We start from the raw sequence: 25,634 nt of genomic DNA on the forward strand, positions 1-25,634 counted from the left end.
CCTTCACTTTTCTTTTCCCTTTTTCTTACAAAATCCCTGTTTTCATCTCTTGAAAACAGGAGTTCTTTGACAGACTGAGAAACCGGCCCGCCGATTCGGCGGGCCGGTTTCTGTGTTAAGCCTAATACAAATTCAGAAGATATGCCTGATAGGGGGTGCGCAGCCGGTACCCCAGCTTCTCCGCCAGGGCGACCGAGGGCAGATTGTGGGCGTCCCAGCTGGGGACGAGCCCCCGGTCCAGACAGTCCAGAATCAGCCGCGCCCCGCAGGAGAGGGCCAGCCTCTTCCGCCGCTGGTCGGGCCGGGTGTCGATCTCAATTTCGACGCCCCCGTCGTGGATGGTATAGGAGGAGGCTCCGGCCACCGGAATCCCATCTTGCAGGGCGATTACCCCCAGCCCCCGGCGGACAAAGTCGTCCCCGTCCCGGAAGTTGCCGCACAGGTCCTTGGACCACGCCTGTCCCATGAGAACGGGGTAGTGCTGAGGCAGGATAGGGGAGAGGGCGTACCCCTCCGGCAGGGCGGCGGCGTATGCGGCCAGCCGCTCCCGGTCAAACTCCCCCGGCCCATCCATGGCATAGCGGGTAAAGGGAGACACCTTTTCACCAAAAACAGACCGGAGCACAGGCTCCCAGTCCGGGGTGCGGGGGACCAGGATGGGGCGGTCGGCCTGGCGGGCCAGCTCCGGGTCGGGCTTCCCAGCCAGAAAACAGAAGTCCCCCACCGCGCACAGGGCGCTCTCCGGGGGCGTGCGCCCGTCGGTGGCCACCGAGCCCATATGGCCCTGGAGGCAGGTCCACACCATGGTCTCCCTCCACCCGGCGAACAGGGGGGCGGCGCTATCCATGGAAATCCCCCTCCCGTCCCGCCTTGGGCAGGGTGACCTGGAACTCCACCTGGTTGTCCCAGCTCCGGGCGGAGATGGTCCCCCCGTGGAGCTCCACGATCTCCTTGGCGATGGCCAAGCCAAGGCCCGCGCCCCCCGTGCGGGTGGCGCGGGAGCTGTCCAGGCGGAAGAACTGGTCGAAGATGCGCTCCAGCTTCTCCGGGGGGATGGTCCTCCCCTCGTTGTGGAAGGTGAGAACGATAGATGTGTCGGTTTCCGCCCCGGAGATCTGAACCTCCGTCCCCGGCGTGCTGTAGTGACAGGCGTTGCGCAGCAGGTTGTCAAACACCCTTGCCAGCTTGTCCGGGTCGCAGGGGTAGTCCATCCGGGCCGGCAGGTCCAGGGTGCAGGTGAGCTGTTCCTCCGCGAGCATGGGTTCAAACTCGCTGACCACCTGCTGGAGCATCCGGCTTAAATCCACCGTCTGCTTCTCCAGCTCCAGGTGGCTCAGGTTGAAGCGAGTGATGTCGAAAAATTCGTTGATCAGGTCCTCCAGCCGCTCCGCCTTGTCCAGGGCGATGCCGGTGTACCGCGCCCGCAGCTCCGGGGAGATCTGAGGCTCGTCCCGCAGGAGGGTCAGATAGCCGATGACGCTGGTGAGGGGCGTTTTCAGGTCGTGGGCCAGATAGACCACCAGATCGTTTTTCCGCTGCTCCGCCTCCCGGGCGGTCCGCTGGGCATGGAGGGCCTCCTCCCGGGCCAGATTCAGCTGGTCCTCCACGCTCTTCATGGCAGGAGGGAGGCGGATGGGCTCCTCCGTCGGCTGGGAGAGCTGACCAGAGGCCTCAATGAGGGCCTGGAGCTGCTGGTTGGGCCGGGCGATGAAGTAGTAGCTGATGACCACCCACCCCACCAGAATGACAAAGGCAAACACAAAGAAGTAATAGTCCCGCACCCAGTTGAGCAGATGGTAGAGGGGGTTGGTCTCGTACCAGATCAGGCTGCGGCAGATAATAAAGCCCAGCACGCTGACCACCAGCACAATGGTCACCCAGGCCGTCAGGGCCAGCAGGTAGTAGCCCCAGGCCTGGAGGGTGGAGCGGCGGAAGCGCCTCTGGCCGCCGCCCATTTGTCTTTGCTTACTCAATGGTATACCCCACCCCCCAAACGGTCTTGATGAATTTCGGCTTCCGGCTGGGCTCGTGCATCTTCTCCCGCAGCCGGGCGATGTGGCTCATCACGGTGTTGTTGCTCTCAAAGTACCGCTCCCCCCACACCGCCTCAAAGAGGGATTCGCTGGACACCACCTGCCCCCGGTGCTGACACAGGTACCAGAGGATGGAGAACTCCAGCGGGGTGAGGGAGAGCTCCTCCCCAAAGAGGACGCACTTGTGGGTTGGTTTGGAAATTTGAAGCCCCCGGAAGTCATACTCCTGGGGATCACCCCTCTCAGCGGGGGCGGAGGGGTTGTAGCGGGTGTACCGCCGCAGCTGAGTTTTCACCCGGGCCACCAGCTCCAGGGGGTTGAAGGGCTTTGTGAGGTAGTCGTCCGCCCCCAGGGTCAGCCCCATGATCTTGTCCATGTCCTCCATCTTGGCGGTGAGCATGAGGATGGGGAACAGGTGGTCCTCCCGGATCTTCTGGCACAGGGTGAACCCGTCCACGTCCGGGAGCATCACGTCCAGAATGGCCAGGTCCAGGTGGGTGCTCTCCACACAGGAGAGGGCCTCCTTTCCAGTATAGAACTTGTGGACGGTGTAGCCCTCGTTTTTCAGGCAGATCTCCACCAGGTCGGCGATGGCCGCCTCGTCGTCTACTACTAAAATGTCGGTGCTCATAGCTGCTCCTCTGGGGTTTCCAGGGACGGCAAGCGGTGTTCGCCGCCCCAGGCGCACATTCCCTCCAGAATGGGAATGAGAGACTTTCCGCGCTCCGTCAGGCTGTACTCCACCTTGGGCGGAATCTGGGGATACTCTTCCCGGTGGACCAGCTGGTCAGCCTCCAGCTCCTTCAATGTGGTGCTGAGCGTTTTATAGGAAATGGTGCCGATATACCGCTTGATTTCATTGAAGCGCACCGTCCCATAGTTCATCAAGGTATAGAGCACCGGCATCTTGTATTTGCCGTTGATGAGGGAGAGAGTATAACTAAATCCAGTGGTCCCTAGGTATGCGCCGGAAATACAGGGATTGTCCATAAGCTTTCCTCCAGGTAAGTATTGTACCTAAATGTGCGTACTTGTATTTTGATTTTATCCTGATTATGATTATAGTGATGACGGGAAGAAAGTCAATCGCCATCTTAATCCGCAAGGGAGGACTTTTTATGAGTAAGAAAATTGTAGTGATTACCGGCAGTCCCCGGAAAAACGGCAACAGCTTCGCTATGGTGGACGCCTTTATCCAGGCTGCCAAAGCCAAAGGACACACCGTCACCCGCTTTGACGCGGCGGACAAGAAGCTCGCCGGCTGCCATGCCTGCGAGACCTGCTTCAAGACCGGGAAGGCCTGCTCCTTTGACGATGACTTCAACACCATCGCCCCGGCCATTCTGGAGGCCGACGCGGTGGTTTTCGCCACGCCGGTGTACTGGTACTCCATCCCGTCCCAGATCAAGGCGGTGATCGACAAGCTGTACTCCCTGGTGGTGGGCGGCATGGATTATGCCGGCAAGGAGTGCGCCCTCATCGCCTGCTGTGAGGAGGAGGATATGACCGTGCTGGACGGGGTCCGGGTGCCCATGGAGCGCACCGCCGCCCTCTTAAAGTGGAACATGGTAGGGGAGGTGCTGGTCCCCGGCGTGCTGGAGGCGGGGGCCATCGACAAGACCGACGGCTGTAAGCAGGCGGCGGCCCTGGCGGAGAAAATTTAAATCTTCAGGTGCGGTACATAGCCGGGGGAAGGATGAGAGGTCCTTTCCCCGGGTTGCTGTCCCGGAGCGAATTCTGTCCGGTCAGCGGGCCGAACTGGCCAAGTTGCAGATGCGGACGGAGGACCGCCGTTTGGCATAGTCCACCAGCTCCCGGGCGCTGCTGGCCGGATGCCAGGCATAGGCGATGAGAAAGTCGCAGTGGTCCGCCATGTACCGGTTGGCCCGGACGATGGCCGCCCGCTTGGGCACACGCTCCATGCCGGGGGGATAAAAGGTGCCGTCGAAGCCCTCTGGGGCGGGGGTGGGCCGGCCGGCGGGATGGTAGGGGAGAAGCAGAAAGAGCGTCACCTGCGGGTGGCGCTCTTTTGCTTGTAAAACCGCCCGGGCGGCCAGACGGTCAAAATTCCCGTAGTGTCCCACCACAAACTCGGTTACCCCATACTCGGCGATGTGCCGCTCCACCGCCTGAACCAGGGCGGGGAAGATGGAATCGCGGGTCTCCCGGTGGCCGATGAAAAAGCAGGTGTGTCCCATTAAAAGTCCCCCTAACTCTCTCGTGCATACAAGAAGAATATCTAATTATATCATTATATTGCTGTAAATAACAATATAAATCCATAAATATTTTGACAAGTACATGCTAACCTTTAACACAAAGAGGTGTGTGCATGGAAACGCAGTATTACGAGCAATATATTCGTTTTGGTCTTAAAATCCAATATTATCGAAAACTGCGTGGCATGACGCAGGAGGATTTTGCGGATAGAATCGGGAAATCCTGGTCCTTTGTAGCCAAGATTGAAAGTCCGACCCGGGCTTTCGGGGTTTCTATGGAGACTTTGTTTAAAATGGCTGAGGTTTTGGAGGTACCGGTGTCCAAACTATTTGAGGATTGAAATTTGTAGGGACGGACCTGTGGGTCCGTCCTCTTTCATTATGGAGCTGGCGGGTATATGTCCCCTCATCCGCCCCAGTGTGCGCACTGGGGCACCTTCCCCTAAAGGGGAAGGCTTTTGAAAATGCGTATCCCCGGCCTTCCCCTTTAGGGGAAGGTGGCACGGCCAAAGGCCGTGACGGATGAGGTGCGGGCGGCCCAGGTGTGCCGCCCCTACGGGTGGAACGGCTTCTCCCACAGTGGGCGACCGCAAGGGTCGCCCCTACGGCGTTTCTCGGCGGCGATTCAGAACGGCGCGTCCGGGAGGCCGCGCCCTACAAAGGGAGAATCCCTCCAGAGCGGGCGGGTGAGGACACCCGCCCCTACTGCGGATGCGGAAGCATCCTGTCCTTTCGTAGGGGCCGGACACTGGCCGGCCCGCGGGAGGGATTTTGCTATTTCGGAACCCACCCTCATCCGCCTCGCATGCGCTCGGCACCTTCTCCCTGGGAGGGAGAAGGCTTTCGGGTAGGCCGGTGTGCCGCCCCTACAAGCGAGGGCGAGGAGACCTTTCCCCTCATCCGTCTGGCCTTCGGCCAGCCACCTTCCCCCAGGGGAAGGCTAGTTTTACCGGCGTTAGCTAGGCAAAGCCAGGCGCGGAACGAGAACCGAACTGACTACAATTTTGGAACAGTCAGGCCCCAGTGGGCCGGGAGGATACGCAAACCGCCACTCAGATTTTGCGCGCCGGAAATGCTCCTGAGACTGTCAAGTACGCGTCCCCCGTAATGGGGTCCGGGGAAAGGCGACTATGAGCACGAAGTGCTCATCGGAGCCGTCCCCGGTGGCGTTTTGGTTACTTTGCCGCCATGGGCAAAGTAACTCGCCGCCCGCAGGCGGCGAAACTCCCCTGCGAACGAAACAAGGGCGGCGGGGATGCGAAAAGACGAGGCAGAGGCAAAATCCCCCCTGAAACATAAAACAAAAAGACGGAGCGCCGCAGCGCTCCGTCTTTTGCAATCGAGGGAGAAAATTACATCTCGGTGGTGAGAACCTTCTTCAGCCGGGCAAACCGGGGCAGGCCGTTCTCCTTGGGGGCGTCGGTCTCGCCCTGGATGAGGGGCAGGACGTAGTCGATGAACTCCTGCTTCACGCCGTTGCCGGCCTCGTTGATCCACTCGCGGGGGACCTTCTTCTCGAAGTTGGCCACGATGTCCAGGGGCTCCAGGGTGGTCTCGCAGGTGTAGCCGCCCTCGCGGGTGCACTTGAAGGCCACCATCTTGTCGGTGACGCCCTCCACGGCGGCGTTGACGGCGGCGGCGCCGGCCTGCCAGGCCTCCTTCACATCGGTCTTGGAAGCCAGGTGAGAGCCGCAGCGCTGGAGCAGGGAGAGCTCGATGCCGCGGACCTTGGCGCCGGTGGCCTGCTTCACGGTCTCAGCCAGGTGAGCGGCCAGGCCGCCCAGCTGGGCGTGGCCGAAGCCGTCGGTGGCGGAGGTCTTGGCCTCGGACACGAAGGTGCCGTCGGCGTAGTGGATGCCCTCGGACACGGCCACCATGCACTTGCCGGTCTTATCATAGACGGCCTTCACGTCGGAGAGGAACTTGTCCATGTCGAAGTCGGTCTCGGGCAGATACACCAGGTCGGGGCCGCAGCCGGTGAGGGAGGCCAGGGCGGCGGAACCGGCCAGCCAGCCGGCGTGGCGGCCCATGATCTCGATAATGGTGATCATGCCGGTGTCGTATACGTGGGCATCCTGCCAGACCTCGGCGCAGGAGGTGGCGATATACTTGGCGGCAGAGGCGAAGCCGGGGCAGTGGTCGGTGCCGTTCAGGTCGTTGTCGATGGTCTTGGGCACGCCCATGATGCGGCACTCATAGCCCACCTTCTGCATATACTTGGAGATCTTGTTGCAGGTGTCCATGGAGTCGTTGCCGCCGTTGTAGAAGAAGTAGCGCACATTGTACTTCTCAAAAATCTCCAGAATGCGCTTATAATCGGTATCGTCCACATCGGGGTCGGCCAGCTTATAGCGGCAGGAGCCCAGGGCGGAGGAGGGGGTGTACTGGAGCAGGTCCAGCTCCGCGGGGTCCTCCTGGGACATGTCGTACAGCTTGTCCTCCAGAACGCCCTTGATGCCGTGGGCGGCGCCCAGCACCCGGGTGATGCAGTCCGCCTTCAAAGCGGTCTGGATGACGCCCTGAGCGCTGGCGTTAATGACGGCAGTGGGGCCTCCGGACTGGCCAATGATGCATGCGCCGGTGAGTTTTTCCATGTTTAGTTCCTCCTAAAGTGTTGTTGAGATACCCAAAATTAGTTTTACCTAAATTTCTCTTACAAATCATACCACGTACCCTTGTATTTTTCAATCCACAATGGTACAATATGAGACGTAAAAAACTTACAAGGAGATGGTCACTATGCCATTAGTTACCTCCACTGAAATGTTCAAGAAGGCCTATGACGGCGGCTACGCCATCGGCGCCTTCAACGTCAACAATATGGAGATCGTCCAGGGCATCACCGAGGCCGCCCGGGACCTGAATGCTCCCCTGATCCTTCAGGTGTCCAAGGGCGCCCGTGCCTACGCCAACCACACCTACCTGGTGAAGCTGGTGGAGGCCGCTGCCATCGAGTGCCCCAACATCCCCATCGTGCTGCATCTGGACCACGGCCCCGACTTTGAGACCTGCAAGTCCTGCATTGACGGCGGCTTTACCTCCGTCATGATCGACGCCTCCTCCAAGCCCTTCCAGGAGAACATCGAGATCACCAAGAAGGTTGTGGAGTACGCCCACGACCACGGCGTGGTGGTAGAGGCCGAGCTGGGCGCTCTGGCCGGCATCGAGGACGACGTGAAGGTCTCCGCCGAGGAGTCCCACTACACCCACCCCGAGGAGGTGGAGGAGTTCGTGTCCAAGACCGGCTGCGACTCTCTGGCCATCGCCATCGGCACCAGCCACGGCGCCTACAAGTTCACCGCCGATCAGTGCACCCGCAATGAGAAGGGCGAGCTGGTTCCCCCTCCGCTGCGCTTCGACATCCTGGAGGAGGTCACCAAGCGCCTGCCCGGCTTCCCCATCGTGCTCCACGGCTCCTCCTCCGTGCCTCAGAACTTCGTGAAGATGATCAACGAGAACGGCGGCAAGATGCCCGACGCCGTGGGCATCCCCGAGGAGCAGCTGCGTCAGGCCGCCCGGAGCGCGGTGTGTAAGATCAACATCGACTCCGACCTGCGTCTGGCCATGACCGGCACCATCCGTCAGTTCTTCAACGACCACCCCGACAAGTTCGACCCCCGCGAGTACCTCAAGCCCGCCCGGGCCGCCATTAAGGAGCTGGTCGCCCACAAGATCGTGGACGTGCTGGGCTGCGACGGCAAGGCATAATTTTATCCAGTATGACTTTCAAGGAGCGCCTTCGGGCGCTCCTTTCAGCTTGTCGAAAAGCCCTCCTGCAAGGAGTTTCGTCGTCCGCAGACGACGGAATAAGATGAAATCCTGTCATTTCCGAGGACATGCGCCTCGGAAATGACACCTTTCACGAAATTTTTGCCGACAATTTCGTAAGAAATCGAGGTAAAAATTTCGTGCAGCCTAACTCGAAAAAGTGGCTCTGCCACTTTTTCGACGGCCTTCAAGGAGCGCCCTCGGGCGCTCCTTTTTTGTGGGAAAAGCAGATTCCACTTCTGGTTGCGGCAGTTCCACCTCTGTGTGGTGGCCAAGTTTCCGCTTTTCGGCTAAAATGTGAGGACAAGGAGGCGATGAGCCATGACATTTGGAGAAAAGCTGTACCGGCTGCGAAAGGAGCGGGGGATGAGCCAGGAGGCCCTGGCCCAGGAACTGGGGGTGTCCCGGCAGGCCATCTCCCGCTGGGAGCTGGAAGAGGTGGCGCCGGATACCGGGAACGTGCTGGCGGCCAGCCGCCTGTTCGGGGTGTCCACCGACTATCTGCTCCGGGACGAGTGTGAACAGGAGGCGGATACCCCGGCGGTACGCCGGGCGGAGCGGAGCCTGCAGGAGCGGCAGGCGGCGGTGGGGAAGGGAGTCCTGTGCCGGGTGCTCTGGCTGACGCTGTTTGCCCTGTTCCACCAGTACCGCCTGGAGCAGCTGGAGACCGGCGGGTCTACGGTGCCGATACCGTGGCTGCTGGTCCCGGCGCTGGCTCTGGCGGTCTGGACCTGGAGATTGAATTGGCGTTACATCCAGGAGGGAGGAGAGAGACGGGCTCTGCTGGAATCCGACCTGCTGGTGATGGCCTGCGCTTTTGCACTGCCCTACCTCCTTGCGTGGGTCCCCGGAGGGTGGGAAATCTTGCTGGGGCTGCTGGCCGCGGTGGTATGTATGGTGAAAAGCGTTAAGACTTTACGCCTTCACTACGGCCTGCCCTGGGGAAAACGGCCCTAAGACCGCGCCGCCTTGCCATGGGGGAAAAATCATGCTACAATTTTACCGTCCGACCTGCCGGGGCGGGCGGTTTTGATCCCCATGATATTTCCATGATTTGTTCTGTAAGGAGGCGCTTTCCCTTGTCGAAAACCCCTATGGTGAGCATCATCATCCCTGTCTATAACGCATCTAAAACCCTCCGCCGCTGTGTGGACAGCGTTCTGAAGCAGGAGTATGCCGATTTTGAGCTGTTTTTAGTGGACGACGGCAGCCAGGACGACTCCGGGACCATCTGTGACGAGTACGCCGGGAAGGACCCGCGGGTCCGCGTGATCCACAAGGCCAACGCCGGAGTCTCCGCCGCCCGCAACGATGCGCTGGATCAGGCGCGGGGGGAATACCTTCAGTTTTTGGACAGCGACGACTGGCTCAGCCCGGACGCCACCCGGCTGCTGGTCCGCACCGCCCAGGAGACCCAGTGCGACCTGGTGATTGCGGATTTTTACCGGGTGTCCGGGGAACGGGTCTCCCACAAGGGGGAGATTGACGAGGAGGGGGTCATGTCCCGGGAGACCTTTGCCTCCTATATGATGGAAAACCCCGCCGACTACTACTATGGGGTGCTGTGGAATAAGCTCTTCCGCCGGAAAATCGTGGAGGAGTACCGTCTCCGCATGAATGAGGACCTGCGCTGGTGTGAGGATTTCCTGTTCAATCTGGAGTATATTCTCCACGCCGAGACCTTTGCGGCCCTCCGCGCCCCCATCTATTACTATGTGAAAACCAAGGGGTCCCTGGTGTCCCAGAGCATGAACCTGCCCAACGTCATCCGCATGAAGCTGAGGGTGTTTGAATACTACAACGACTTCTACAAGCATGTACTGGACGAGAGGGATTATGAGAAAAACCGGCTGAAGGTGTACCGCTTTCTGGTGGATGCGGCGGGGGACGAGAGCCTGCTGCCCAGCCTGAAGAAGCTGGGGGACGAGCGGCCCACCGTCTGCGCCCGGGCGGTGTCCGCCCAGGGGGCGGCAGCCGATGCCTACCGGAGCCGGAAGCTGCTGGAGCACTATCTGGAGCCGGCGGCTCAAAAGCACGATCTCACCGGAGTGGAGGTGCGGGTGCTGCTGTGCCTCTGGTGCGCGGGGGAGATGAACAGCCGGAAGGAACTGGCCGACTTTGCCGGTGTGAACCGGGTGGGTCTGATTCTGCCGCTTCAGAAGCTGGCGCTCCGGGGCCTGATCCAGGCGGAGGGGAGCGTAGAGGGGGAGGATGACTCCGGAAAGGGGAAGCGGCTGAGGGTCTCCCTGCTCCCCGCTGCCCAGCCCATTCTGGATGACATTGCCCAGGGGCTGGAGGACTACGACCAGGCCCGCTTCGCCGGCTTCAGCCGGGAGGATCTGGAGCGGTACTCCGACCTGTCCGGAAAGATCCAGGAAAACATGCGGCGGGTCCTGCAATAAGAAGCGCCAGTGAGCTGGCGGCTATCCGCCCAGGGTCACATCCTGCTTCTGGTACCACTGAAGGGCCTGGAAGAAATCCTCCGGCTGAAAATCGGGCCAGAGCCGGTCCACCACAAAGAAATCTGCGTAGACCGACTGTACCGGCAGAAAGCCGGACAGGCGCCGCATTCCACCCCAGCGGATCACCAGATCCACCCGGGAGATATCCCGGGAATTGAGCTGGGCACAGATGGTTCCGCGGCGGACGCCGGGGTTGTTCAGACGGGCCAGGTCCCACTCCCAGCCGTAGTTGACCAGAAAATTGACCCGAATGCCCCCGCCGTTCAAATCCCGCCGGGTTGTGTAGGGGAGCAGCGCCTGGGGAAACGCGGGCACGTCCCGGTTGCCGGTCACCAGAAGGGAGACCGGCTCCGACGCGATCTGCTCCACCGCCTGGACGCACGCCCGGGAGAAGGCCTGGACCTGCTCCGGGGGCCGCCCGCAGTTGTCGGTGGTGAATCCATAAAACGTGAGCTCCTGGACTCCTGCGTCTCTGGCCAGCCGCAGCAGCTCCAGCCCCGGCTCCAGGCCGTGTGCGTAGCCGTCCTGCTTGGGCAGCCCGGCCCGCCTGGCCCAGCGCCGGTTTCCGTCCGGGATAATTCCGATGTGCTTTGGAATCCGCATCGTATCACCTTCCTGCCTGCTAGGATTTTCTTTTGCCCCCAGAATTATGCAGGGAACATGACGATAAGAGCGGGAACCCCAGGCACTTGCTCAGCCGGTGCCGATAAAAAGCCGGAGATGCTTAGGCCTGCGGAAAAAACAGCCGGGATACTTGAAATAAAATTCTAAAAACTGAACTGCCGATAGAATGCCCCCGAACGTGGAAGCTGAGAAGGACCGCGTTTGGGGGCGCCATTTTATCCCAAAGGCGGCGTGTACACCTCAAGTTCTGTTGATACAGAAGGTGGACTGGCATAGGAGAGCGGGGAGGTCCGGAGTGTTCCTGCCCTCCGGCGGCAAAGCTTAAAAATACAAAAAGTGCATGTTTTTCCATCCAACATAGGTATTGGACATTTTAAATAGCCAGTTATTAAAATATAGGTATTCCGGAGCACACATTTTATCTGCACGCCCGTGCCGCATCCCGGCGGGACGGTAGGCATACAATCGCTCCCGCCGGAACCAGAGGGGGCCGAATGGCGACGGAATGCAGGAGAAACAAGAGACAGGGACAGAAGGAGTGATTTTCATGGATACCATTCAGTTGAACCATGGAGCCGCAATTCCTCAGCAGGGACTGGGTGTATTCCAGGTAACCGACCCGGCCATCTGCAGAGAGTGCGTTCTGACCGCTCTGCAGATCGGGTACCGGCTGATCGACACGGCGGCCTGCTATGGAAATGAGGCGGCTGTGGGAGCGGCCGTTCAGGAGAGCGGAATCGTCCGGGAGGATCTATTCCTCACCTCCAAGGTTTGGATTCAGGACGCGGGGTATGACAAAACTCTGCGTTCGTTTGACCGAACACTGAAGAATCTGGGAACGGATTACCTGGATCTCTACCTGATCCACATGCCCTACGGAGACTACCACGGCAGCTGGCGGGCCATGGAGGAACTTTTTCGTGCTGGAAGAGTCAGGGCCATCGGGGTGTGTAACTTCCTGCCCGACCGGCTCTGCGATTTGATCCTCAGCCACGAAATCCTGCCGGCGGTGAACCAGATCGAACTGCACCCCTTCTGTCAGCAGAGGGCGCTTCGGAATCTTATGGGACAGTATCACATCCAGCCCATGGCCTGGGCGCCCTTTGCAGAGGGACGGAACAATATCTTTCAGCATCCGGTTCTATTGGCCATCGGGGCGCAGTACGGCAAGACGCCCGCTCAGGTTGTCCTTAGATGGCTGCGGCAAGAGGGGATCATAGCCATTCCAAAGTCAATCCACGCCCAGCGCATCCAGGAAAATTTTGCAGTGGACGGGTTCCAGCTCTCCCCGGCGGACATGGTGCAGATCCAGGCTCTGGACCTGGGGCACAGCCTCATTCTGGACGTACCTAGTGTCCATGAGATCTACCGGCTGCACGGAATCAAATTTGAACAATAGAAAGGAGGCGGTGAGTATGCCGCATGTAGCAATCACGATGATCCCGGGACGGGACGAGGAGACCAAACTGGCCCTGGCCAAGAAGACGCAGGAATTTCTGGTGGGCGAGCTGGGGATCGACCCCAAGTTTGTGTCGGTATCCATCCAGGACATCCCCATGGAGGACTAGCAGAAGTCCATGGAGCAGTTCCCGGATGACATTATGTATGTAAAACCCGGCGTGTGACCGGAGAGAGGCGGTATCTGTTATGAAGAAGAATATCGGACCGGTGCTTGCCCTGTACCCCACGCCCCTTGTGGTTGTGGGAGCTATGGTGGACGGCAAACCCAACTGGACCCTGGTGGGCCACCTGGGGATCATCGGGCATGACCGGGTGATGGTCAGTATGGCGGCTCCCCATTACAGCAACAGAGGCATTCGGGAGAACAAGGCGCTGTCCATCAATATCGTGGATGAGGCCATGCTGAAAAAGGCCGACCATGTGGGCTGTGTCAGCGGAAATAAAGAGGACAAGAGCCAGGTATTTGCCTGCTCCATCGGGGCGGGCGGCGCACCCATCATCGGCGAGGCCCCGGTAGCCATGGCCTGTACGGTGGAGGATACCTATGAGACCCCTGGGTTTGAGAGCTTCATCTGTAAAATTACCGCAACCTATGCCGATGAGAGCGTGCTGACAGAGGACGGCAGAATCAACTATTGGGCTCTCAAGCCGGTGCTGTTTGAGATGCCCACCTATGAATATCTCAGAACCGGCGAGGTTCTGGGCAGATGTATGAAGCTCAGTGAGAGTTAAACACCCGCATTTTATTTTCGCCCTGATTTTGATCAAACGAAAGGGAATGGTGCACCCATGAAAAAACTGAGACGAATGGCCGCATTTCTGACGGCCCTGATTCTATGCCTGGGGCTGTCTGTGACGGCCCTTGCCGCTGAGTCGGACACCGGCTTTTCCGATGTAGACGCCGGAGACTGGTATGCCGAGGCTGCCGCCTACTGCCGGGACAACGGTCTGATGTCCGGCACCGGCGGGAGCACGTTCTCTCCCGATACCCCCATGACCCGCGGGATGCTGGTCACGGTGCTCTACCGCCTGGCCGGGTCCCCCTCTCTGGAGAATGAAAACCTGGGCTATCCCTTCGCGGATGTATCCGGGGACAGCTGGTACGCCGACGGGGTCTACTGGGCCCGGCTGAACGGCGTGGTCAGCGGATACAGCGACAGTGCCTTTGGTCCCAACGATCCTCTCACACGGGAGCAGCTGGCCGCCATCCTGTGGCGCTATGCGGGGAGCCCTGCCGTCGCAGGCAGCGCCAGTTTTGCCGACGAGAGCGACATTGCGTCCTGGGCGGCCTCCGCTGTGAATTGGGCCCAGGAGAGCGGCTATATCAGCGGGGTGGGCGGAAATCGCTTTGATCCGGACGGTACGGCCACCCGCGCCCAGGTGGCCGTGATCCTCATGCGCTATGACCAGGCCCAGACAGAGGAGCCGTCGCCGGAACCTGCTCCCGAACCCACCCCCGAGGCGGGCACAGATGTGCTGGTGGCCTATTTCTCAGCCACTGGCAATACAGAGAACATCGCGGAGCATCTGACCAGCATTCTGGACGCTGACCTCTATGAGATCGTACCCGAAGTACCCTATACCTCCGAAGATCTGGATTACAGCAATTCGGATTGCCGCGCCAATCAGGAGCAGAATGATCCCGCGGCCCGCCCGGCCATCTCCGGCGGCGTGGAGAATATGGAGGATTACGAGGTGGTCTTCCTGGGCTACCCCATCTGGTGGGGTGACGCGCCCAAAATTATCTCCACCTTCCTGGAGACCTACGACTTCGACGGCAAGACCATCGTGCCCTTCTGCACCTCCGGCAGCAGTTCCATCGGTGGGAGCGTGTCCGACCTGGAGGCCCTGACAGATGGGGCAACCTGGCTGGAGGGTCAGCGGTTCAGCGGAACTGCCTCCCAGGAGACTATCTCTCAGTGGGTGGACTCCCTGGGCCTTGATCTCGGACGGGCTGCCTGATTGGGACAGAGGAGGCCGCCTGTGGGAAATAAGACAGCTGTGCGCCACATGGTGGACCTGCTGATGACCGTGGTACTGATCTTGCTGATGGCCTACTTCCTCACGGAACAGGAAATCCACGAGTGGCTGGGGGCGGGGATGCTGGTGCTGTTCGTCATTCACCACATTCTAAACTTCAAATGGCTCAAGGCCCTGAACCGTGGGAAGTACACGCCCTACCGGGTCTTGCAGACCGCCCTCGCTCCGCTGGTCCTTCTGTGTATGCTGGGCTCCATGCTCAGCGGGATCTGGATGAGCCAGTATGTATTCGACTTCCTTCCCACACAGGGTCATATGGGGCTGGCCAGGACAGCGCACCTGCTGTGCGCCTATTGGGGATTTCTCCTGCTGTCGGCCCACCTGGGCCTCCACTGGGGGATCATGCTGGGCGCGGCGCGGAAGGCGGTCGGGAACAGGAAGCCCTCTGCCCTCCGCACTGCGGTCCTCCGGGTGCTGGCCGCCGTGATCTCCGGTTATGGTGTGTACGCCTTCTTCAAGCATCAAATTGCCGACTATCTCTTTTTAAGAAGCCATTTTGTATTCTTTGACTACGAGCAGCCGCCCGTCCTGTACTTCCTGGATCTGCTGGCCATGACGGGCCTTTGGATCGCATTGTCTTACTACTTGGGCAAAGCACTTCGGAGCCGGACGGGACACACCTCTCACCAAAGTCAAATCTCGGAGGAGGATAAGCCATGAAACGCCCCGTTGCACTGCTGGTGCTTCTTACTTTGCTCTGCTCCCTAACAGCCTGCGGCGGAAATCCCACAACACAGAGCATCTCTGATGTGCCGGAGAGCAGTCAAAATGCGGAGGAGATAACGGATACTCCTCTGGATACCGATCCGTCGGCGTCCCAATCTCCTGGGGAAACTGGAAACAGCAATATTTTGATTGCTTATTTCACCTGGGCGGACAACACCGTGGTGGAAGACCCAAGCAGAGTGGATGTGGACGCCACTACCTCCGCCAGTGTACTGGCTCCCGGCAACGCGGCCAAGCTGGCATCCTGGATCCAGCAGGAGGTGGGCGGCGACCTCCACTCCATCGTGGTGGAGGAGCCTTACTCCAGCGACTACGACGAGTGTCTGGACCGTGCCGCCGACGAAAAAGCGGAAAACGCACGGCCGGCCCTGGCCTCCCATGTGGACAACATGGAGGACTACGACATCGTGTTCCTGGGCTTCCCCAACTGGTGGTACACCCTGCCCATGCCGGTGCTGACCTTTGTGGAGGAATACGACTGGAGCGGAAAGACGGTGGTGCCCTTTGTTACCCACGGGACCGGCGGACTGTCCAGTACCATCCGGGATCTGACCGCCGCTCTGCCGGAGGATGTGACCATCCTGGAGCCCATCGGCGTTTACCGCCCGGAGGTGGATGCTTCCCAGTCCGCAGTACAGGAGTGGATCGCGGGACTGGATTTGGAACTGCCCCAGGGCGGAAACGGCCAAACGCAAAAGGAGGAAACAAATACCATGGAGAGTACCCGAAGAATTCGGTTTTCACTGGATGATGGCTCTGAGATCATCGTTCAGCTGAACGACAACCCGGCGGCGGAAGCCCTGTACGAAATGCTGCCGATAGAGCTGTCCTTTGAAGATTTTAACAGTACCGAAAAAATAGCCTATCTGACGGAAGAAATTCCTAGCGACGGTTCTCCGGACCAGTGCGACCCGGATGTGGGCAGCCTATGCTACTACATTCCCTGGGGCAATCTCTGCTTTTTCTACCGGGATTTTCGCCCGTCCAGCTCCTTGATCCCCCTGGGACAGGTGGAGTCCGGAGCGGGACTTCTGGAGGGACTGGACCGTACTGTGGCTGTTATGGTCGAGGCGGCAGCGGGCGGCTGGAACCGGTGATAAATCTGTCCGGATTTATAGATGCAGCGCGGTTGAAGCGCTCAAAAACAAGATGCATAGATCTATGTTCAAAAATGCTCCCCTGCCCATGCCGTCACCTTTTACCGACAGGGCGGGGGAGCGTTTTTTTGTATCGGCTGGTAGGGATTGTTCTCTGGAAGATAGGGAAACACCCATGAGTCCTGACCGGATACACCGCTCCCGGGTATTAAGAAAGTTTTAAGAGAAAGTTTAAAAGATTCCCCCATTTGCCGTGATATAATCTCAGAATCCAATTGAGATACGGCAGGGGAGGGCAGAAAATGAAACGCATTCTCACAAAAGGGATCACCTATCTGGAACCAGTGCCGGGCAGCAACCAATGGTACTGGGGCATGGACTGCACAGGAGGAGACCTGTATGAGGCGGGAGAACTCTACCGGGACGGACACCCTGCTAAGTGCAGCCGGGGTATCCTGGTTCGTTATCCCAATGGAACCGTATATGAGCCCGTCCGCACGAAGCCCGGTCAGTATCTTGGAAAGCCGGTGTACTGTGATGGCCATGTGGTTTTACTGATGGTGGACTTTTCCAAAGAGGAGATCCATATTCTGACTTTCGATGAGACAGCAGGAGCGGCCAGCACGCTGGCGGTGCTGCCCCTTTCCTTGGCGGAGGACTGCTACAATCTGATGCTGAAGGCCTCGCCCTTACTCTTGACCAGAGCGCCCCAGGGCAACCGGTTTTATGTCCTCTGGCCGGAGCGCCGGGAGTTTGAGTTGGAGGCCCGTGAGAGTTTTGTTCTTCTGGAGGGAGGCAGGATGTATACGGAGAAATGGTACGAGGACCCGGACTATCGGGAGGAGGTTCTTGTACGGGATTTTAAGACAGGCAGAGTTCTGGAGCGGATGCTAGGGAGCGTCTGGCCCATGCCAGACGGCCAGAACTGGCTTTTGGTGTGAGGAGGTACCTATTACAGGAATCTTGGGCCTGAGAGCATCCGTGACTGTGCCTACTGCCGGAACTACTGCGTCAAGGTCAAGGTGGCCTATCCTGTGGCGGCGCTCCATTTTGCCGCTCCAAAAAATTACAAAAAGGAAAGGGAGGATGAAACGGTATGTTGTATAGCTTGTCTCTGTTCAATGAGCGGCAGGAAGCTTTTTTTATCGGCCTGTTTAAATCACACAAAAAGGCACGGCAGGAGGCTGAACACTACTTATCTTCTATCCCTGGGTTCCGGGACTATCCCTGTACCTATGAGATCACAGAAAAGACAGTGATCGGTAAAATCGGTCCGTGCGGGAAGGTCCATATGATCTGGGGCTGGGATGAGGACGAAGGCGGGAACGAGGCAGACATCTGGAGCAGCGACTGCTACGCGGACTGGGCAGATGCTCAGAGAGCACTTGCAGTTGCCAGACGGCAACTGAATAGACAGGAGTGGAGTCTGGATACCTACCGGGTCGGCCAGTGTGACTGGACAGAGGGCTTTGTTCGGATCTTCACCCCAGAATAGAAACGTTTCGTATCAAGAGCAGAGAAAGTATCAGAGTTTTGCGGCAGTTGGTAAAAGCCCAGAAGCGATTTTGTCTGTAATGCTTGAAGACTAGAGGTCACCCGCCATGAGCGAGATTTTGCTGAAAGGAATGCCGTTTGACGCATACCTCGAAACGTATAAAATATATGAGGAAACCATGTAATCCGGGATCGTAAATTTGCTGCATTCAGTCAAAATTATATGTTTGAACCACTGCAGCGCTGCATCTCGGTCAGTATAGATATCTTGCGGTGAGGGCGATTATGTGGCAATTTGCACCGCATTTTTTGACTTTATCGGCAACTGCTTTGACGACCAACTGACGGCCTGATGGAGATAGAATTATGAAGATAGAATTGAATGAACAACAGGCAATCGCCCTCTACCGAATTCTTTGCCGCTGGGAGGCCACCGGGAAATTAACTGTCAGCGTCGGGGAAGAAACACGCCTGCTGTGGGATTTGCAGTGTGTGTTGGAGAAAGAACTGGAACCGGTGGATGAGGCCATCACAAAGAGGCTCGTCTAGGGGGCATCTAAATAAGCAATGAAAACAAAAAGTAATGACATAATGCTTCCAAAAGGAATCACTGGATTTTGGAGCGTGAAAACAGGCGCGCCTCCGTTCCTGGATGAGAGAGAGTTCCGTCGGATGTGTCATACACTGGCCCGGAAAAGCGACGGAGCTGTGACAGAAATAGATACGAACACAGCTGCGAGAAACTTCTATCTTGCCGGACTCAGCAGATTTGGCCAGTCCGTCTTCCTTTTGCAGAACATCCATTATTCCTATGCGGCCTTTGCTCAGCGGGATACTTCCGGCAGATTTGTTCTGACCCAGCGGCCGGAATGGCTCCAGCTGCCGGAAATTCCGGTGCGGTTTCTGAGCATTGCCGAGCTGAATCAGGACTGGCGTGGTCTGTGCGGTGAACTGGGTTCGGAAGAACTGGAACAGATCCGCTATTGGAACCCGCAGACGGTCGGTGAGATCATATTTAACACTTGGGACTGAAATTGAATCAAAACAAAATGCCGTTACTTTCCCGACGTTCAACGGAGGAAAAGTCCTCGCTGCGCTTGCTGAACGCCTTGCCAAGCAAGGCCTTCAGGGCATTTGATCCCACTCGAGGCGGGCTGCCGCCCCCTTGAGCTCCCCCGCCAATACTCAGGCGGATTCATCTAAACAGAGGTTTTTCGACAAGCTGACTGAGCCCCGAGTATTGCTCGGGGCGGCAGTGTCATGAAGTAAAAATAATGGAACTGAACCTTGACGGAATTGGAGCTCATTTTCAATGATATTTTTACACCAAAAGAAAAGAAAAAGTGCTGTTTTCATCAGAAAACAGCACTTTTTGGTCGGAGTGCCGGGATTCGAACCCGGGGCCTCTTGGACCCGAACCAAGCGCGATACCAAGCTTCGCCACACCCCGATTGTGACAGCTATCTAATTATAGTGATTTTCCCTTCTCCTGTCAAGAGGAATATCCCAAACTTGTCTGGAATATCCTTACCCTATCTGAAGCGTTGCACGGGAGGGGATGCAGATGTACAAAACGGTCCAGCGGTCCAGCCGGAGGGCATACGGCCACAACGTCCGGGAAGGGAGCCGGCGGCAGAGGACTTTGGCCCGGGAACGGGTGCGTCTGACGCAGCTGGCGGTGTGTGCCGCCCTGTTCGCGGTGGTCTTTATCGGCAAGGGTGTCTTTCCCCAGCGCCTGACCCAGCTTCAGGGGGATCTGCAGGCCCTTCTGTCCTCGGATACCGATTTCCGGGCGGCTCTGGCGGACCTGGGGGAGAACCTGGCCGGAAAGGGGCCGATTTTAGGGGAGCTGGGGGACTTCTGCGTCCAGGTGTTCGGCCCTTCCCAGGAGGAGGAACTTCTGGACCCGTCGGTACAGGTTCAGGCGGCCCAGGACTTTTTGAACCAGCAGGCAGGGACGGCGGAGCAGGCGGCCTACTACCTGCACCTGGACCAGGTGCCCGAGGAGTGGTTTCAGACGGAGGTCCAGGCAGAGGAACCGATTCCTGAGCCGGCGGCGGAGGAGACTGTTCCAGCGGTAGGCACCGTGGTGTGGCAGGCGGATTACAGCGGCGAGCCCCTGCCGGAGAACTACACCATGGACTGTATCTCCCTGGGAAATCTGCAGACGGTGACCCCGGTGCTGGGCCATCTGCGCTCGGAGTACGGCTATCGGGACCACCCGGTGGACGGGGAATACAAGTTCCACAACGGGGTGGACATCGGCGGCCAGATTGGAGACCCCATCGGGGCCTTCGCGGCGGGCACCGTGGACTACATCGGGGAGAACGACGACCACGGACTCTACCTTCAGATTGACCACGGCAACGGCATCAAATCATTTTATGCCCACTGCAGCAAACTGTGTGTCTCCCAGGGGCAGGTGGTGGCGGCAGGGGAGAAGGTGGCTGAAGTGGGTTCTACCGGGGTGTCCACCGGCCCCCACCTGCATCTGGAGCTGAAATGGAACGGACTGCATCTCAATCCCGCCTACTACGTGGAATTTTTGACCGGCTGAGGCCGGGAAGGGTGGAGGTCACCGGGGGCTTTCTTCTGCTGGCCGCCTGGCTCAACTACCTGGACCGCCAGGGGATCGTCCCTCTGGCGCTGCTCTCCTGCACCCTCCATGAGCTGGGCCACCTGCTGGTCCTCCTCCTGCTGGGAGTACGGGTGCGAAGGCTGTCCATCACCGCCGTGGGGGCGGAGATGGAGATCGACCGCTCCCTGTCCTACGGCGGGGAGGTCCTGGCCGCCCTGGCAGGCCCCCTGGTCAATCTGGCCCTAGCTCTGACGTTCTGCCGGTTCTCCCGGGGCTGGGTGTTTGCCGGGCTGAATCTGGCGCTGTGCTGCTTCAACCTGCTGCCGGTGGGGCGGCTGGACGGTGGGCGGGTGCTCCGGTGCGTTCTGGCCTGGCTGCTGGGGCCGGAGGCGGCCTGGCGGGCGGGCTGGTGGCTGGACCGGCTACTGACGGGGGCGCTGGCCGCCCTGGGGCTGGTCCTGGTGGGGGCGGGGGCAGGGCCCACGCTGCTCCTCACCGCGGCGTGGCTGTGCTTCAATCTGCTCCGGGAGGCGGGCTTTGAGGAGAAAAGGAAACCCCTCCGCCGAAGAAAACGGCGGAGGGGCGAAGCTGCATAGGGGGAGGGTCAGGCCTCCTCCTGCCAGCCCTTGCACACGTCGATCCAGCCCAGGCTGTGGGAATACTCCTCCAGCTCGCCGCAGGTGAGCTCAATGGCGGAGTTGGAGCTGCCGGCGGCGGGGAAAACGGTGTCAAAGCGCTTGAGAGACACGTCCAGGTAGGTCTTGACCCCCTCGGGGTTGGCGAAGGGGCACACGCCGCCCACGGCGTGGCCGGTCATCTCCTGGGCCTGCTCCGGGGTGAGCATCTTGGCCTTGGTGTGGAACATAGCCTTGTACTTGGGGTTGTCGATCTTGGCGTCCCCGGCGGCCACGATGAGGACGCAGCCGTCGTCCACCAGGAAGGACAGGGTCTTGGCAATGCGGGCGGGGATGACGCCCACTGCCTGGGCGGCCAGCTCCACGGTGGCGCTGGAGACGGGGAACTCCAGAATGTCCCCCTCACGACCCAGCTCTTGGAAGTAGGCGCGGACACGCTCAATGGACATGGCTCAGCCCTCCAGCTTCCGTCCGGCTTTGGCCAGGAAGCGGTCGTTGGTGATGATGAAGCGCTCGTGCACGCCCTGACCGATGAGGCCCTTCTCGTCGTAGGCGGCCACCTTCAGGACGATGCGCTTTCCGTCCACCTGGGTGACCTCGCTCTCGGCCCACACCTTGATCCCCAGGGGGGAGGCGGAGTCGTGGGTGATCTCCAGCTTGGTGCCCACGGTGCTCTCCCCCTCGCTGAGATAGGGGGCCAGGGAGGTCCAGGCGGCCTTCTCCATGAGGGCGGTCATGGCGGGGGTGGCAAAGACGGGCAGGGTACCGGAGCCCACCGCCTGGGCGGTGTTTTCCTCCCGGACCATGTCTTCGGCCCGGCCCTTGATTCCAATTTCAATGGACATGGGTGATTTCTCCTTTGTATCCAGTGTTCCGGCCCCTGGGGGCGCTGAAGCGCCATTGCACCCAGGGGCCTGGCTTGCATACTGCATTTTACCCCAAGTTTCGGGAAAAATCTAGGCCCTGTTTGAAAATTGGGAAACGGCCCGCCCTTTGGGGTTGCCTGCCGGCCTCAGAACAGGGGTTCGTCTCCCGGCGGAATTTCATATAAGCTGTTCAGCAGGGCCCAGTTCTGGGGGAAGGGGCTCATGAGATTCCAGTAGCCCACCCCGTACAGGCCGCGGGAGTGGGCCAGCTCCAACTTGGCGCGGATGCTCCGGGCGTCCTCGAACCACACCTCGTGCTCCCGGCCCTGGCCATCCACGTACCGGAACCAGGGGGACTGGGCCGCCTGGTCGAAGCGGATGGCCGCCCGGTTTTGGACGGCCAGAGCCACCGCCTCCTGGTTGGAGATGGACTGGGCCCGGTCCCCCTGGCGGAAGGGGAGGGTCCAGTCGTAGCCGTAGTTGGGAATGCCCATCCAGATCTTCTCCGCCGGGATCTCGTTCAGGGCGTAGTCCACCACCAGCTCCACATTGCGCAGGGGGGCCACCGCCATGGGTGGGCCGTAAGTATAGCCCCACTCATAGGTCATTAAAAATACGAAGTCCGCCGCCTCCCCCAGCATGCGGTAGTCGTGTCCCTCGTACAGATCCCCCCGCTGGTTGGCGGAGGTCTTGGGGGCCAGGGCTACAAAGACCGGGAGGCCCAGGGGGGACAGGCTCTCCCGCATGCGGGCGATGAAGGCGGCGTAGGCCGAGGCGTCCTCCGGGTAGACGAACTCGAAGTCCACGTCCAGCCCCCGGTACCCCTTCTGCTGGATGGTCTCCAGCAGGCTGGCCGCCAAGCGGTTCTGCACCGCCCCGTCGGTGAGGACGGTGTGGGCCAGTTCGTTGGAGAAGGTGCCCTCCTGGGTGAGAGTGGACAGGTGAAGGATGGGCCGTACCCGCATGGATTTGGCGGCGTCGATGAGGGCCTGGTCGTCCAGGGGGACGAGCCCGCCCTGGGGGGTGATGCCGTAGGTGAAGGGGGCCATGGTGGTGAGGAAAGGGAGGGTCTGGCGCAGGAGGGCCGGGTCGATCTCCGGGTAGGCGTAGCCGCCCACCGAGAGGGTCCCCTCCTTCTCCTGCTGGAAGGAGAGGACCAGCTCCTGGCCAGAGAGGGCGTTTTCTCCGCCCTCCAGCTGGGGGTTGTTCCGCAAAAGCTGGCGCAGGGAGATCCCGCCCCGCTGGGCGGCCTGGGCCAGAGTTTCCTCCGGCCGGAGGATCAGGGTCTCCCGGGGGTACTGGACCACCAGTGACTGCCCCACCGCCAGACGGTTAGGGTCTGGGGGCCGGTTATCCAGCAGCAGGCGGGACATGGGGACGCCGTACTGCTGGGCGATCCGGTAGAGGGTGTCCCCGGGCTGCACCACATGAATGTCCATGGCGTGCCTCCTCAGCCGTTTAGGGTGACGAAGTCGTCCTTGGCGTAGCCGATGGTCCCCTTGTAGTTGACCAGGTACCAGCCGCCGGAGTGATTGAGGATGGCAAGGGGGGCGCCGTCTGGAGCCTGGGCCAGGATGGATGCGTTCAGATTAGGGCGGGCGCGGATGTTCAGTACCCCCCAGTCCACATCCACCCGGCCGGACCGGATGGGCTCCGGGGTGAGAAAGGGGATATCAAAGAAGTCGGTGAGGGACATAACCAGATTCCGGGCTACCGCATCCAGATTCTCCTTGATCCAGTTGGCGTCCTCCAGGTTGTCGTGGTAGCCAAGTTCCAGGAAGGCGGAGGGGGCCCGCACCCGGCGCACCTCCCCGATGGTTGTGGTTCCCTGAGCCCGCACCAGGCTGGGCAGGGGGTAGATGGCTTTTAAATTGTTGGCGATGATGGTGGAGGCCCGCTGGCCGGGCTGGCTGGTGGGGTAGTAGAAGACGATGATTCCCCGCACCTGGCCGTATTTTCCCTCCGGGGCGGCGTTGGAGTGGAGGGCCAGATGCAGGTCATAGTTCCCCGCGTTGGAGGCGGCGATGGAGGATGCGGCGGTCATGTCCGGGGTGTTCCGGGTGTACCGGATGCCGGAGGCGTCCAAATAGGGGACCATTTTGTCCGCCAGCAGGTTCATGTACTCCTCCTCGGTGCCGCCGTTGACGTAGTAGTTGCCCTCCTGGGTGGAGGGGGAGAGATAGATGATGGGCATAGGGCGTTACCTCCTGTTTTTTCCCATCCTATGCGGGGGGCGGAGGGAAGGTGATTTTACCCGGCTTTAAAGTCTTTTGCCGACCCTGATGAAAAATTTTCCTCGAAAATGTAATTTCAACGCAACTGGCCCCTCCCGTTTCCGTCTGAATGGTTAGAGAAGCAATTCCCGCATTTGGATCGGAAGAAAGGAGCGAAGCGAGATGAAACGAGCAGTGACCATGTGGCTGGCGGCTCTGCTGGTCCTCTCCCTCACCGCCTGCGGCGGGGGAGCCAGCGGAGGAGGGGAGGCCGACGCCTCCAGCAGCGCCGAGGGAGGGGAGAGCCTCTCCTTCTCCGCGGAGGACTCCCAGAACAGCGCCCCCGGCGAGCCGGGCGCGGCAAACGGGGAGGAGGCCTCCCCCCAGGCGGGGCAGAACGCCAAGCTGATCCGCCGGGCGGAGCTGGAGATCCAGACCGAGGCCTTTGACACGGCGGCGGCCTCCCTGGAGGCGCTGGTGGCGGAAGCCGGCGGATACTTCCAGTCCGCCCAGGTGGAGGGGGGCAGCCTCCGGGACCAGAACGCGGCCCGGTACGGAAACTATGTGATCCGGCTGCCCGAGGAGAATTTCAGCGCCTTTCTGGATCAGTCCGGCACCCTGGGCTATGTGGTCCGCCGCTCCGAGAGCAGCGAGAACGTGAGCCAGGCCTACTACGACACCGAGACCCGGCTGGCCGCCCAGCGCACCAAGCAGGAGCGGCTGCTGGACCTGCTGGCCCAGGCGGACACCATGGAGAGCATCATTGAGCTGGAGAACGCCCTGAGCGAGACGGAGTACGAGATCCAGAGCCTGACCACCGATCTGGAACACTACGACGACCTCATCGATTACGCCACCGTGGACCTGTCCCTGACGGAGGTCCTCAGTCTCAGCCAGACGCCGGGAGAGACCGCCGGACTGGGAGAGCGGATGGCCGCCGGCCTGTCCGCCAGCGCGGCGGGACTGGTCCAGGGGGTCCAGGACCTGCTGGTGTGGCTGTCCTACCACCTATTCCTGGTGATTGTGGTGCTGGGCGCTGCCGGGGGCGGGCTGTTCTACTGGCGGCGGGTGCGCCGGGGCCGGAAAGGCGGCCCTCCGGAGGAGAGGCAGCCGTGAGGCCAAGAAGAAGGAAATGGTCAGAGGAGGGGCGCGGCTTCTGCCGCGCCCCCGGAAAAAGTGATTGACAGCCCGGGACGACTGTGGTATCATCGTCCCGACTTGAGATAGGACAGGAGGCGGGAGCATGCGCAATTCCCATCGCTGAGCGTGATAGAGCGAGAGAGGACCGGAGACGGTCCCGGCTTTGTCATGCCGTATGCGAGAGGGTCTTGTTTGCCTGCTCTGCCTCCGGCTGTTTTATATTTGGTCCTGGTGCGCCTGTGCGCGCCGGGACCCTGTCGGTGTGCCGCGAGTGTGGG

The 25,634-nt window shown here is 60.1% G+C and carries 29 protein-coding genes and 1 tRNA gene; 18 read left to right on the forward strand and 12 right to left on the reverse strand.

The genetic code is table 11. From position 1 onward, the window contains the following. Positions 1 to 121: 121 nt before the first annotated feature. From H6B31_RS05815 to H6B31_RS05830, 4 genes are read right to left on the reverse strand one after another with little or no spacing between them, the layout of a single operon-like run. The gene (locus H6B31_RS05815) at positions 122 to 847 is read right to left on the reverse strand and encodes a GNAT family N-acetyltransferase (RefSeq protein WP_204897684.1); all 726 of its coding nucleotides are present in this window, start codon (positions 845 to 847) and stop codon (positions 122 to 124) included. Next, positions 840 to 1,973 (reverse strand): sensor histidine kinase, encoded by a 1,134-nt coding sequence (locus H6B31_RS17675; protein WP_346014039.1) that lies wholly within the window; start codon positions 1,971 to 1,973, stop codon positions 840 to 842. Before H6B31_RS17675 ends, H6B31_RS05815 begins: the two co-directional genes overlap by 8 nt. Further along, complete coding sequence (gene vanR, locus H6B31_RS05825) at positions 1,966 to 2,664, reverse strand: VanR-ABDEGLN family response regulator transcription factor (protein ID WP_204897685.1); 699 nt, start codon at positions 2,662 to 2,664, stop codon at positions 1,966 to 1,968. The genes H6B31_RS17675 and vanR overlap by 8 nt, the downstream gene beginning before the upstream one ends. Beyond that, positions 2,661 to 3,023, reverse strand: a complete 363-nt coding sequence (locus H6B31_RS05830) for a winged helix-turn-helix transcriptional regulator (RefSeq protein ID WP_204897686.1) — start codon at positions 3,021 to 3,023, stop codon at positions 2,661 to 2,663. The genes vanR and H6B31_RS05830 overlap by 4 nt, the downstream gene beginning before the upstream one ends. 128 nt (positions 3,024 to 3,151) lie before the next feature. Here H6B31_RS05830 and H6B31_RS05835 point away from each other — a divergent pair, with 128 nt between their 5' ends. Next, positions 3,152 to 3,697: a flavodoxin family protein gene (locus H6B31_RS05835; protein WP_204897687.1), complete on the forward strand. Its 546-nt coding sequence runs from the start codon at positions 3,152 to 3,154 to the stop codon at positions 3,695 to 3,697. Positions 3,698 to 3,778: 81 nt separating this feature from the next. Here H6B31_RS05835 and H6B31_RS05840 read toward each other — a convergent pair whose 3' ends face one another. Then, positions 3,779 to 4,231 carry a hypothetical protein gene (locus tag H6B31_RS05840; protein ID WP_204897688.1) on the reverse strand — a complete coding sequence of 151 codons (453 nt, stop codon included), beginning with the start codon at positions 4,229 to 4,231 and terminating at the stop codon, positions 3,779 to 3,781. 134 nt (positions 4,232 to 4,365) lie between these two features. Here H6B31_RS05840 and H6B31_RS05845 point away from each other — a divergent pair, with 134 nt between their 5' ends. Further along, on the forward strand, positions 4,366 to 4,593 hold the full coding sequence (locus tag H6B31_RS05845) for a helix-turn-helix domain-containing protein (protein WP_204897689.1): 228 nt from the start codon (positions 4,366 to 4,368) through the stop codon (positions 4,591 to 4,593). 1,011 nt (positions 4,594 to 5,604) lie between these two features. Here H6B31_RS05845 and H6B31_RS05850 read toward each other — a convergent pair. Then, on the reverse strand, positions 5,605 to 6,846 hold the full coding sequence (locus tag H6B31_RS05850; protein WP_204897690.1) for a 6-phosphofructokinase: 1,242 nt from the start codon (positions 6,844 to 6,846) through the stop codon (positions 5,605 to 5,607). 145 nt (positions 6,847 to 6,991) lie between these two features. Between H6B31_RS05850 and fba the strand changes: the two genes are divergently transcribed. From fba to H6B31_RS05865, 3 genes are all read left to right on the forward strand, one after another. Next, complete coding sequence (gene fba / locus H6B31_RS05855; RefSeq protein WP_204897691.1) at positions 6,992 to 7,960, forward strand: class II fructose-1,6-bisphosphate aldolase; 969 nt, start codon at positions 6,992 to 6,994, stop codon at positions 7,958 to 7,960. A gap of 381 nt (positions 7,961 to 8,341) precedes the next feature. Further along, positions 8,342 to 8,977: a helix-turn-helix domain-containing protein gene (locus tag H6B31_RS05860; RefSeq protein ID WP_204897692.1), complete on the forward strand. Its 636-nt coding sequence runs from the start codon at positions 8,342 to 8,344 to the stop codon at positions 8,975 to 8,977. Positions 8,978 to 9,099: 122 nt separating this feature from the next. Next, positions 9,100 to 10,422 (forward strand): glycosyltransferase, encoded by a 1,323-nt coding sequence (locus H6B31_RS05865; protein WP_243418874.1) that lies wholly within the window; start codon positions 9,100 to 9,102, stop codon positions 10,420 to 10,422. A gap of 21 nt (positions 10,423 to 10,443) precedes the next feature. Here H6B31_RS05865 and H6B31_RS05870 read toward each other — a convergent pair whose 3' ends face one another. Beyond that, on the reverse strand, positions 10,444 to 11,085 hold the full coding sequence (locus H6B31_RS05870; protein ID WP_204897694.1) for an undecaprenyl diphosphate synthase family protein: 642 nt from the start codon (positions 11,083 to 11,085) through the stop codon (positions 10,444 to 10,446). Positions 11,086 to 11,653: 568 nt separating this feature from the next. Between H6B31_RS05870 and H6B31_RS05875 the strand changes: the two genes are divergently transcribed. The 10 genes from H6B31_RS05875 (at position 11,654) to H6B31_RS05920 (ending at position 18,956) form a co-directional block, all read left to right on the forward strand. Continuing rightward, positions 11,654 to 12,505, forward strand: a complete 852-nt coding sequence (locus H6B31_RS05875) for an aldo/keto reductase (protein ID WP_204897695.1) — start codon at positions 11,654 to 11,656, stop codon at positions 12,503 to 12,505. 16 nt (positions 12,506 to 12,521) lie between these two features. Continuing rightward, entirely contained in the window at positions 12,522 to 12,674 is a 153-nt protein-coding gene (locus H6B31_RS05880; protein WP_204897696.1) for a tautomerase family protein, read from the forward strand. 79 nt (positions 12,675 to 12,753) lie between these two features. Further along, positions 12,754 to 13,299: a flavin reductase family protein gene (locus H6B31_RS05885; RefSeq protein ID WP_204897697.1), complete on the forward strand. Its 546-nt coding sequence runs from the start codon at positions 12,754 to 12,756 to the stop codon at positions 13,297 to 13,299. A gap of 57 nt (positions 13,300 to 13,356) precedes the next feature. Beyond that, positions 13,357 to 14,529: a flavodoxin gene (locus H6B31_RS17680; RefSeq protein WP_204897698.1), complete on the forward strand. Its 1,173-nt coding sequence runs from the start codon at positions 13,357 to 13,359 to the stop codon at positions 14,527 to 14,529. A gap of 21 nt (positions 14,530 to 14,550) precedes the next feature. Continuing rightward, positions 14,551 to 15,267: a DUF4405 domain-containing protein gene (locus tag H6B31_RS05895; RefSeq protein WP_346014040.1), complete on the forward strand. Its 717-nt coding sequence runs from the start codon at positions 14,551 to 14,553 to the stop codon at positions 15,265 to 15,267. Further along, complete coding sequence (locus H6B31_RS05900; RefSeq protein ID WP_204897699.1) at positions 15,264 to 16,430, forward strand: cyclophilin-like fold protein; 1,167 nt, start codon at positions 15,264 to 15,266, stop codon at positions 16,428 to 16,430. The genes H6B31_RS05895 and H6B31_RS05900 overlap by 4 nt, the downstream gene beginning before the upstream one ends. 302 nt (positions 16,431 to 16,732) lie before the next feature. Beyond that, positions 16,733 to 17,371, forward strand: coding sequence for a hypothetical protein (locus tag H6B31_RS05905; protein ID WP_204897700.1), 639 nt, complete (start codon positions 16,733 to 16,735; stop codon positions 17,369 to 17,371). 155 nt (positions 17,372 to 17,526) lie between these two features. Continuing rightward, positions 17,527 to 17,925 carry a hypothetical protein gene (locus H6B31_RS05910; RefSeq protein ID WP_204897701.1) on the forward strand — a complete coding sequence of 133 codons (399 nt, stop codon included), beginning with the start codon at positions 17,527 to 17,529 and terminating at the stop codon, positions 17,923 to 17,925. Positions 17,926 to 18,290: 365 nt separating this feature from the next. Beyond that, a complete protein-coding gene (locus H6B31_RS05915; RefSeq protein WP_204897702.1) occupies positions 18,291 to 18,473 on the forward strand; it encodes a hypothetical protein in 183 nt (60 codons plus the stop codon). 18 nt (positions 18,474 to 18,491) lie between these two features. Next, a complete protein-coding gene (locus H6B31_RS05920) occupies positions 18,492 to 18,956 on the forward strand; it encodes a hypothetical protein (protein ID WP_204897703.1) in 465 nt (154 codons plus the stop codon). Positions 18,957 to 19,297: 341 nt separating this feature from the next. On the opposite strand, the gene H6B31_RS05925 is transcribed toward H6B31_RS05920, so the two are convergent. Continuing rightward, positions 19,298 to 19,374 (reverse strand) — tRNA-Pro (locus tag H6B31_RS05925). Between the two features lie 114 nt (positions 19,375 to 19,488). On the opposite strand from H6B31_RS05925, the gene H6B31_RS17500 reads away from it, so the two are divergent. Together H6B31_RS17500 and H6B31_RS05935 are read left to right on the forward strand one after the other, a co-directional pair. Next, entirely contained in the window at positions 19,489 to 20,481 is a 993-nt protein-coding gene (locus H6B31_RS17500) for a M23 family metallopeptidase (protein ID WP_204897704.1), read from the forward strand. A gap of 11 nt (positions 20,482 to 20,492) precedes the next feature. After that, entirely contained in the window at positions 20,493 to 21,098 is a 606-nt protein-coding gene (locus tag H6B31_RS05935) for a zinc metalloprotease (RefSeq protein WP_204897705.1), read from the forward strand. 8 nt (positions 21,099 to 21,106) lie between these two features. Here the strand turns inward: H6B31_RS05935 and H6B31_RS05940 are convergent, their stop codons facing one another. The 4 genes from H6B31_RS05940 to H6B31_RS05955 all read right to left on the reverse strand — a co-directional run bounded on the left by H6B31_RS05940 (position 21,107) and on the right by H6B31_RS05955 (position 24,197). After that, on the reverse strand, positions 21,107 to 21,586 hold the full coding sequence (locus H6B31_RS05940) for a YbaK/EbsC family protein (RefSeq protein ID WP_204897706.1): 480 nt from the start codon (positions 21,584 to 21,586) through the stop codon (positions 21,107 to 21,109). A gap of 3 nt (positions 21,587 to 21,589) precedes the next feature. Further along, positions 21,590 to 21,982: a thioesterase family protein gene (locus H6B31_RS05945; RefSeq protein ID WP_204897707.1), complete on the reverse strand. Its 393-nt coding sequence runs from the start codon at positions 21,980 to 21,982 to the stop codon at positions 21,590 to 21,592. 167 nt (positions 21,983 to 22,149) lie between these two features. Further along, positions 22,150 to 23,442 carry a glycosyl hydrolase family 18 protein gene (locus H6B31_RS05950; protein WP_204897708.1) on the reverse strand — a complete coding sequence of 431 codons (1,293 nt, stop codon included), beginning with the start codon at positions 23,440 to 23,442 and terminating at the stop codon, positions 22,150 to 22,152. Positions 23,443 to 23,453: 11 nt separating this feature from the next. Beyond that, positions 23,454 to 24,197, reverse strand: a complete 744-nt coding sequence (locus H6B31_RS05955) for an N-acetylmuramoyl-L-alanine amidase (RefSeq protein WP_204897709.1) — start codon at positions 24,195 to 24,197, stop codon at positions 23,454 to 23,456. A 202-nt stretch (positions 24,198 to 24,399) separates the two neighbouring features. Between H6B31_RS05955 and H6B31_RS05960 the strand changes: the two genes are divergently transcribed. After that, on the forward strand, positions 24,400 to 25,332 hold the full coding sequence (locus H6B31_RS05960; protein ID WP_204897710.1) for a DUF4349 domain-containing protein: 933 nt from the start codon (positions 24,400 to 24,402) through the stop codon (positions 25,330 to 25,332). Positions 25,333 to 25,634 lie beyond the last annotated feature (302 nt).

This window comes from Pseudoflavonifractor capillosus (assembly GCF_016899775.1).
GTDB lineage: Bacteria > Bacillota > Clostridia > Oscillospirales > Oscillospiraceae > Lawsonibacter.

What these genes read in the sequence shown, in the direction of transcription:
- H6B31_RS05815 (WP_204897684.1), bottom strand. Translation starts at nt 847, where the DNA reads ATGGATAGCGCCGCCCCCCTGTTCGCCGGGTGGAGGGAGACCATGGTG.
- vanR (WP_204897685.1), bottom strand. Translation starts at nt 2,664, where the DNA reads ATGAGCACCGACATTTTAGTAGTAGACGACGAGGCGGCCATCGCCGAC.
- H6B31_RS05830 (WP_204897686.1), bottom strand. Translation starts at nt 3,023, where the DNA reads ATGGACAATCCCTGTATTTCCGGCGCATACCTAGGGACCACTGGATTT.
- H6B31_RS05835 (WP_204897687.1), top strand. Translation starts at nt 3,152, where the DNA reads ATGAGTAAGAAAATTGTAGTGATTACCGGCAGTCCCCGGAAAAACGGC.
- H6B31_RS05840 (WP_204897688.1), bottom strand. Translation starts at nt 4,231, where the DNA reads ATGGGACACACCTGCTTTTTCATCGGCCACCGGGAGACCCGCGATTCC.
- H6B31_RS05845 (WP_204897689.1), top strand. Translation starts at nt 4,366, where the DNA reads ATGGAAACGCAGTATTACGAGCAATATATTCGTTTTGGTCTTAAAATC.
- H6B31_RS05850 (WP_204897690.1), bottom strand. Translation starts at nt 6,846, where the DNA reads ATGGAAAAACTCACCGGCGCATGCATCATTGGCCAGTCCGGAGGCCCC.
- fba (WP_204897691.1), top strand. Translation starts at nt 6,992, where the DNA reads ATGCCATTAGTTACCTCCACTGAAATGTTCAAGAAGGCCTATGACGGC.
- H6B31_RS05860 (WP_204897692.1), top strand. Translation starts at nt 8,342, where the DNA reads ATGACATTTGGAGAAAAGCTGTACCGGCTGCGAAAGGAGCGGGGGATG.
- H6B31_RS05870 (WP_204897694.1), bottom strand. Translation starts at nt 11,085, where the DNA reads ATGCGGATTCCAAAGCACATCGGAATTATCCCGGACGGAAACCGGCGC.
- H6B31_RS05875 (WP_204897695.1), top strand. Translation starts at nt 11,654, where the DNA reads ATGGATACCATTCAGTTGAACCATGGAGCCGCAATTCCTCAGCAGGGA.
- H6B31_RS05880 (WP_204897696.1), top strand. Translation starts at nt 12,522, where the DNA reads ATGCCGCATGTAGCAATCACGATGATCCCGGGACGGGACGAGGAGACC.
- H6B31_RS05885 (WP_204897697.1), top strand. Translation starts at nt 12,754, where the DNA reads ATGAAGAAGAATATCGGACCGGTGCTTGCCCTGTACCCCACGCCCCTT.
- H6B31_RS17680 (WP_204897698.1), top strand. Translation starts at nt 13,357, where the DNA reads ATGAAAAAACTGAGACGAATGGCCGCATTTCTGACGGCCCTGATTCTA.
- H6B31_RS05900 (WP_204897699.1), top strand. Translation starts at nt 15,264, where the DNA reads ATGAAACGCCCCGTTGCACTGCTGGTGCTTCTTACTTTGCTCTGCTCC.
- H6B31_RS05905 (WP_204897700.1), top strand. Translation starts at nt 16,733, where the DNA reads ATGAAACGCATTCTCACAAAAGGGATCACCTATCTGGAACCAGTGCCG.
- H6B31_RS05910 (WP_204897701.1), top strand. Translation starts at nt 17,527, where the DNA reads ATGTTGTATAGCTTGTCTCTGTTCAATGAGCGGCAGGAAGCTTTTTTT.
- H6B31_RS05915 (WP_204897702.1), top strand. Translation starts at nt 18,291, where the DNA reads ATGAAGATAGAATTGAATGAACAACAGGCAATCGCCCTCTACCGAATT.
- H6B31_RS05920 (WP_204897703.1), top strand. Translation starts at nt 18,492, where the DNA reads ATGAAAACAAAAAGTAATGACATAATGCTTCCAAAAGGAATCACTGGA.
- H6B31_RS17500 (WP_204897704.1), top strand. Translation starts at nt 19,489, where the DNA reads ATGTACAAAACGGTCCAGCGGTCCAGCCGGAGGGCATACGGCCACAAC.
- H6B31_RS05940 (WP_204897706.1), bottom strand. Translation starts at nt 21,586, where the DNA reads ATGTCCATTGAGCGTGTCCGCGCCTACTTCCAAGAGCTGGGTCGTGAG.
- H6B31_RS05945 (WP_204897707.1), bottom strand. Translation starts at nt 21,982, where the DNA reads ATGTCCATTGAAATTGGAATCAAGGGCCGGGCCGAAGACATGGTCCGG.
- H6B31_RS05950 (WP_204897708.1), bottom strand. Translation starts at nt 23,442, where the DNA reads ATGGACATTCATGTGGTGCAGCCCGGGGACACCCTCTACCGGATCGCC.
- H6B31_RS05955 (WP_204897709.1), bottom strand. Translation starts at nt 24,197, where the DNA reads ATGCCCATCATCTATCTCTCCCCCTCCACCCAGGAGGGCAACTACTAC.
- H6B31_RS05960 (WP_204897710.1), top strand. Translation starts at nt 24,400, where the DNA reads ATGAAACGAGCAGTGACCATGTGGCTGGCGGCTCTGCTGGTCCTCTCC.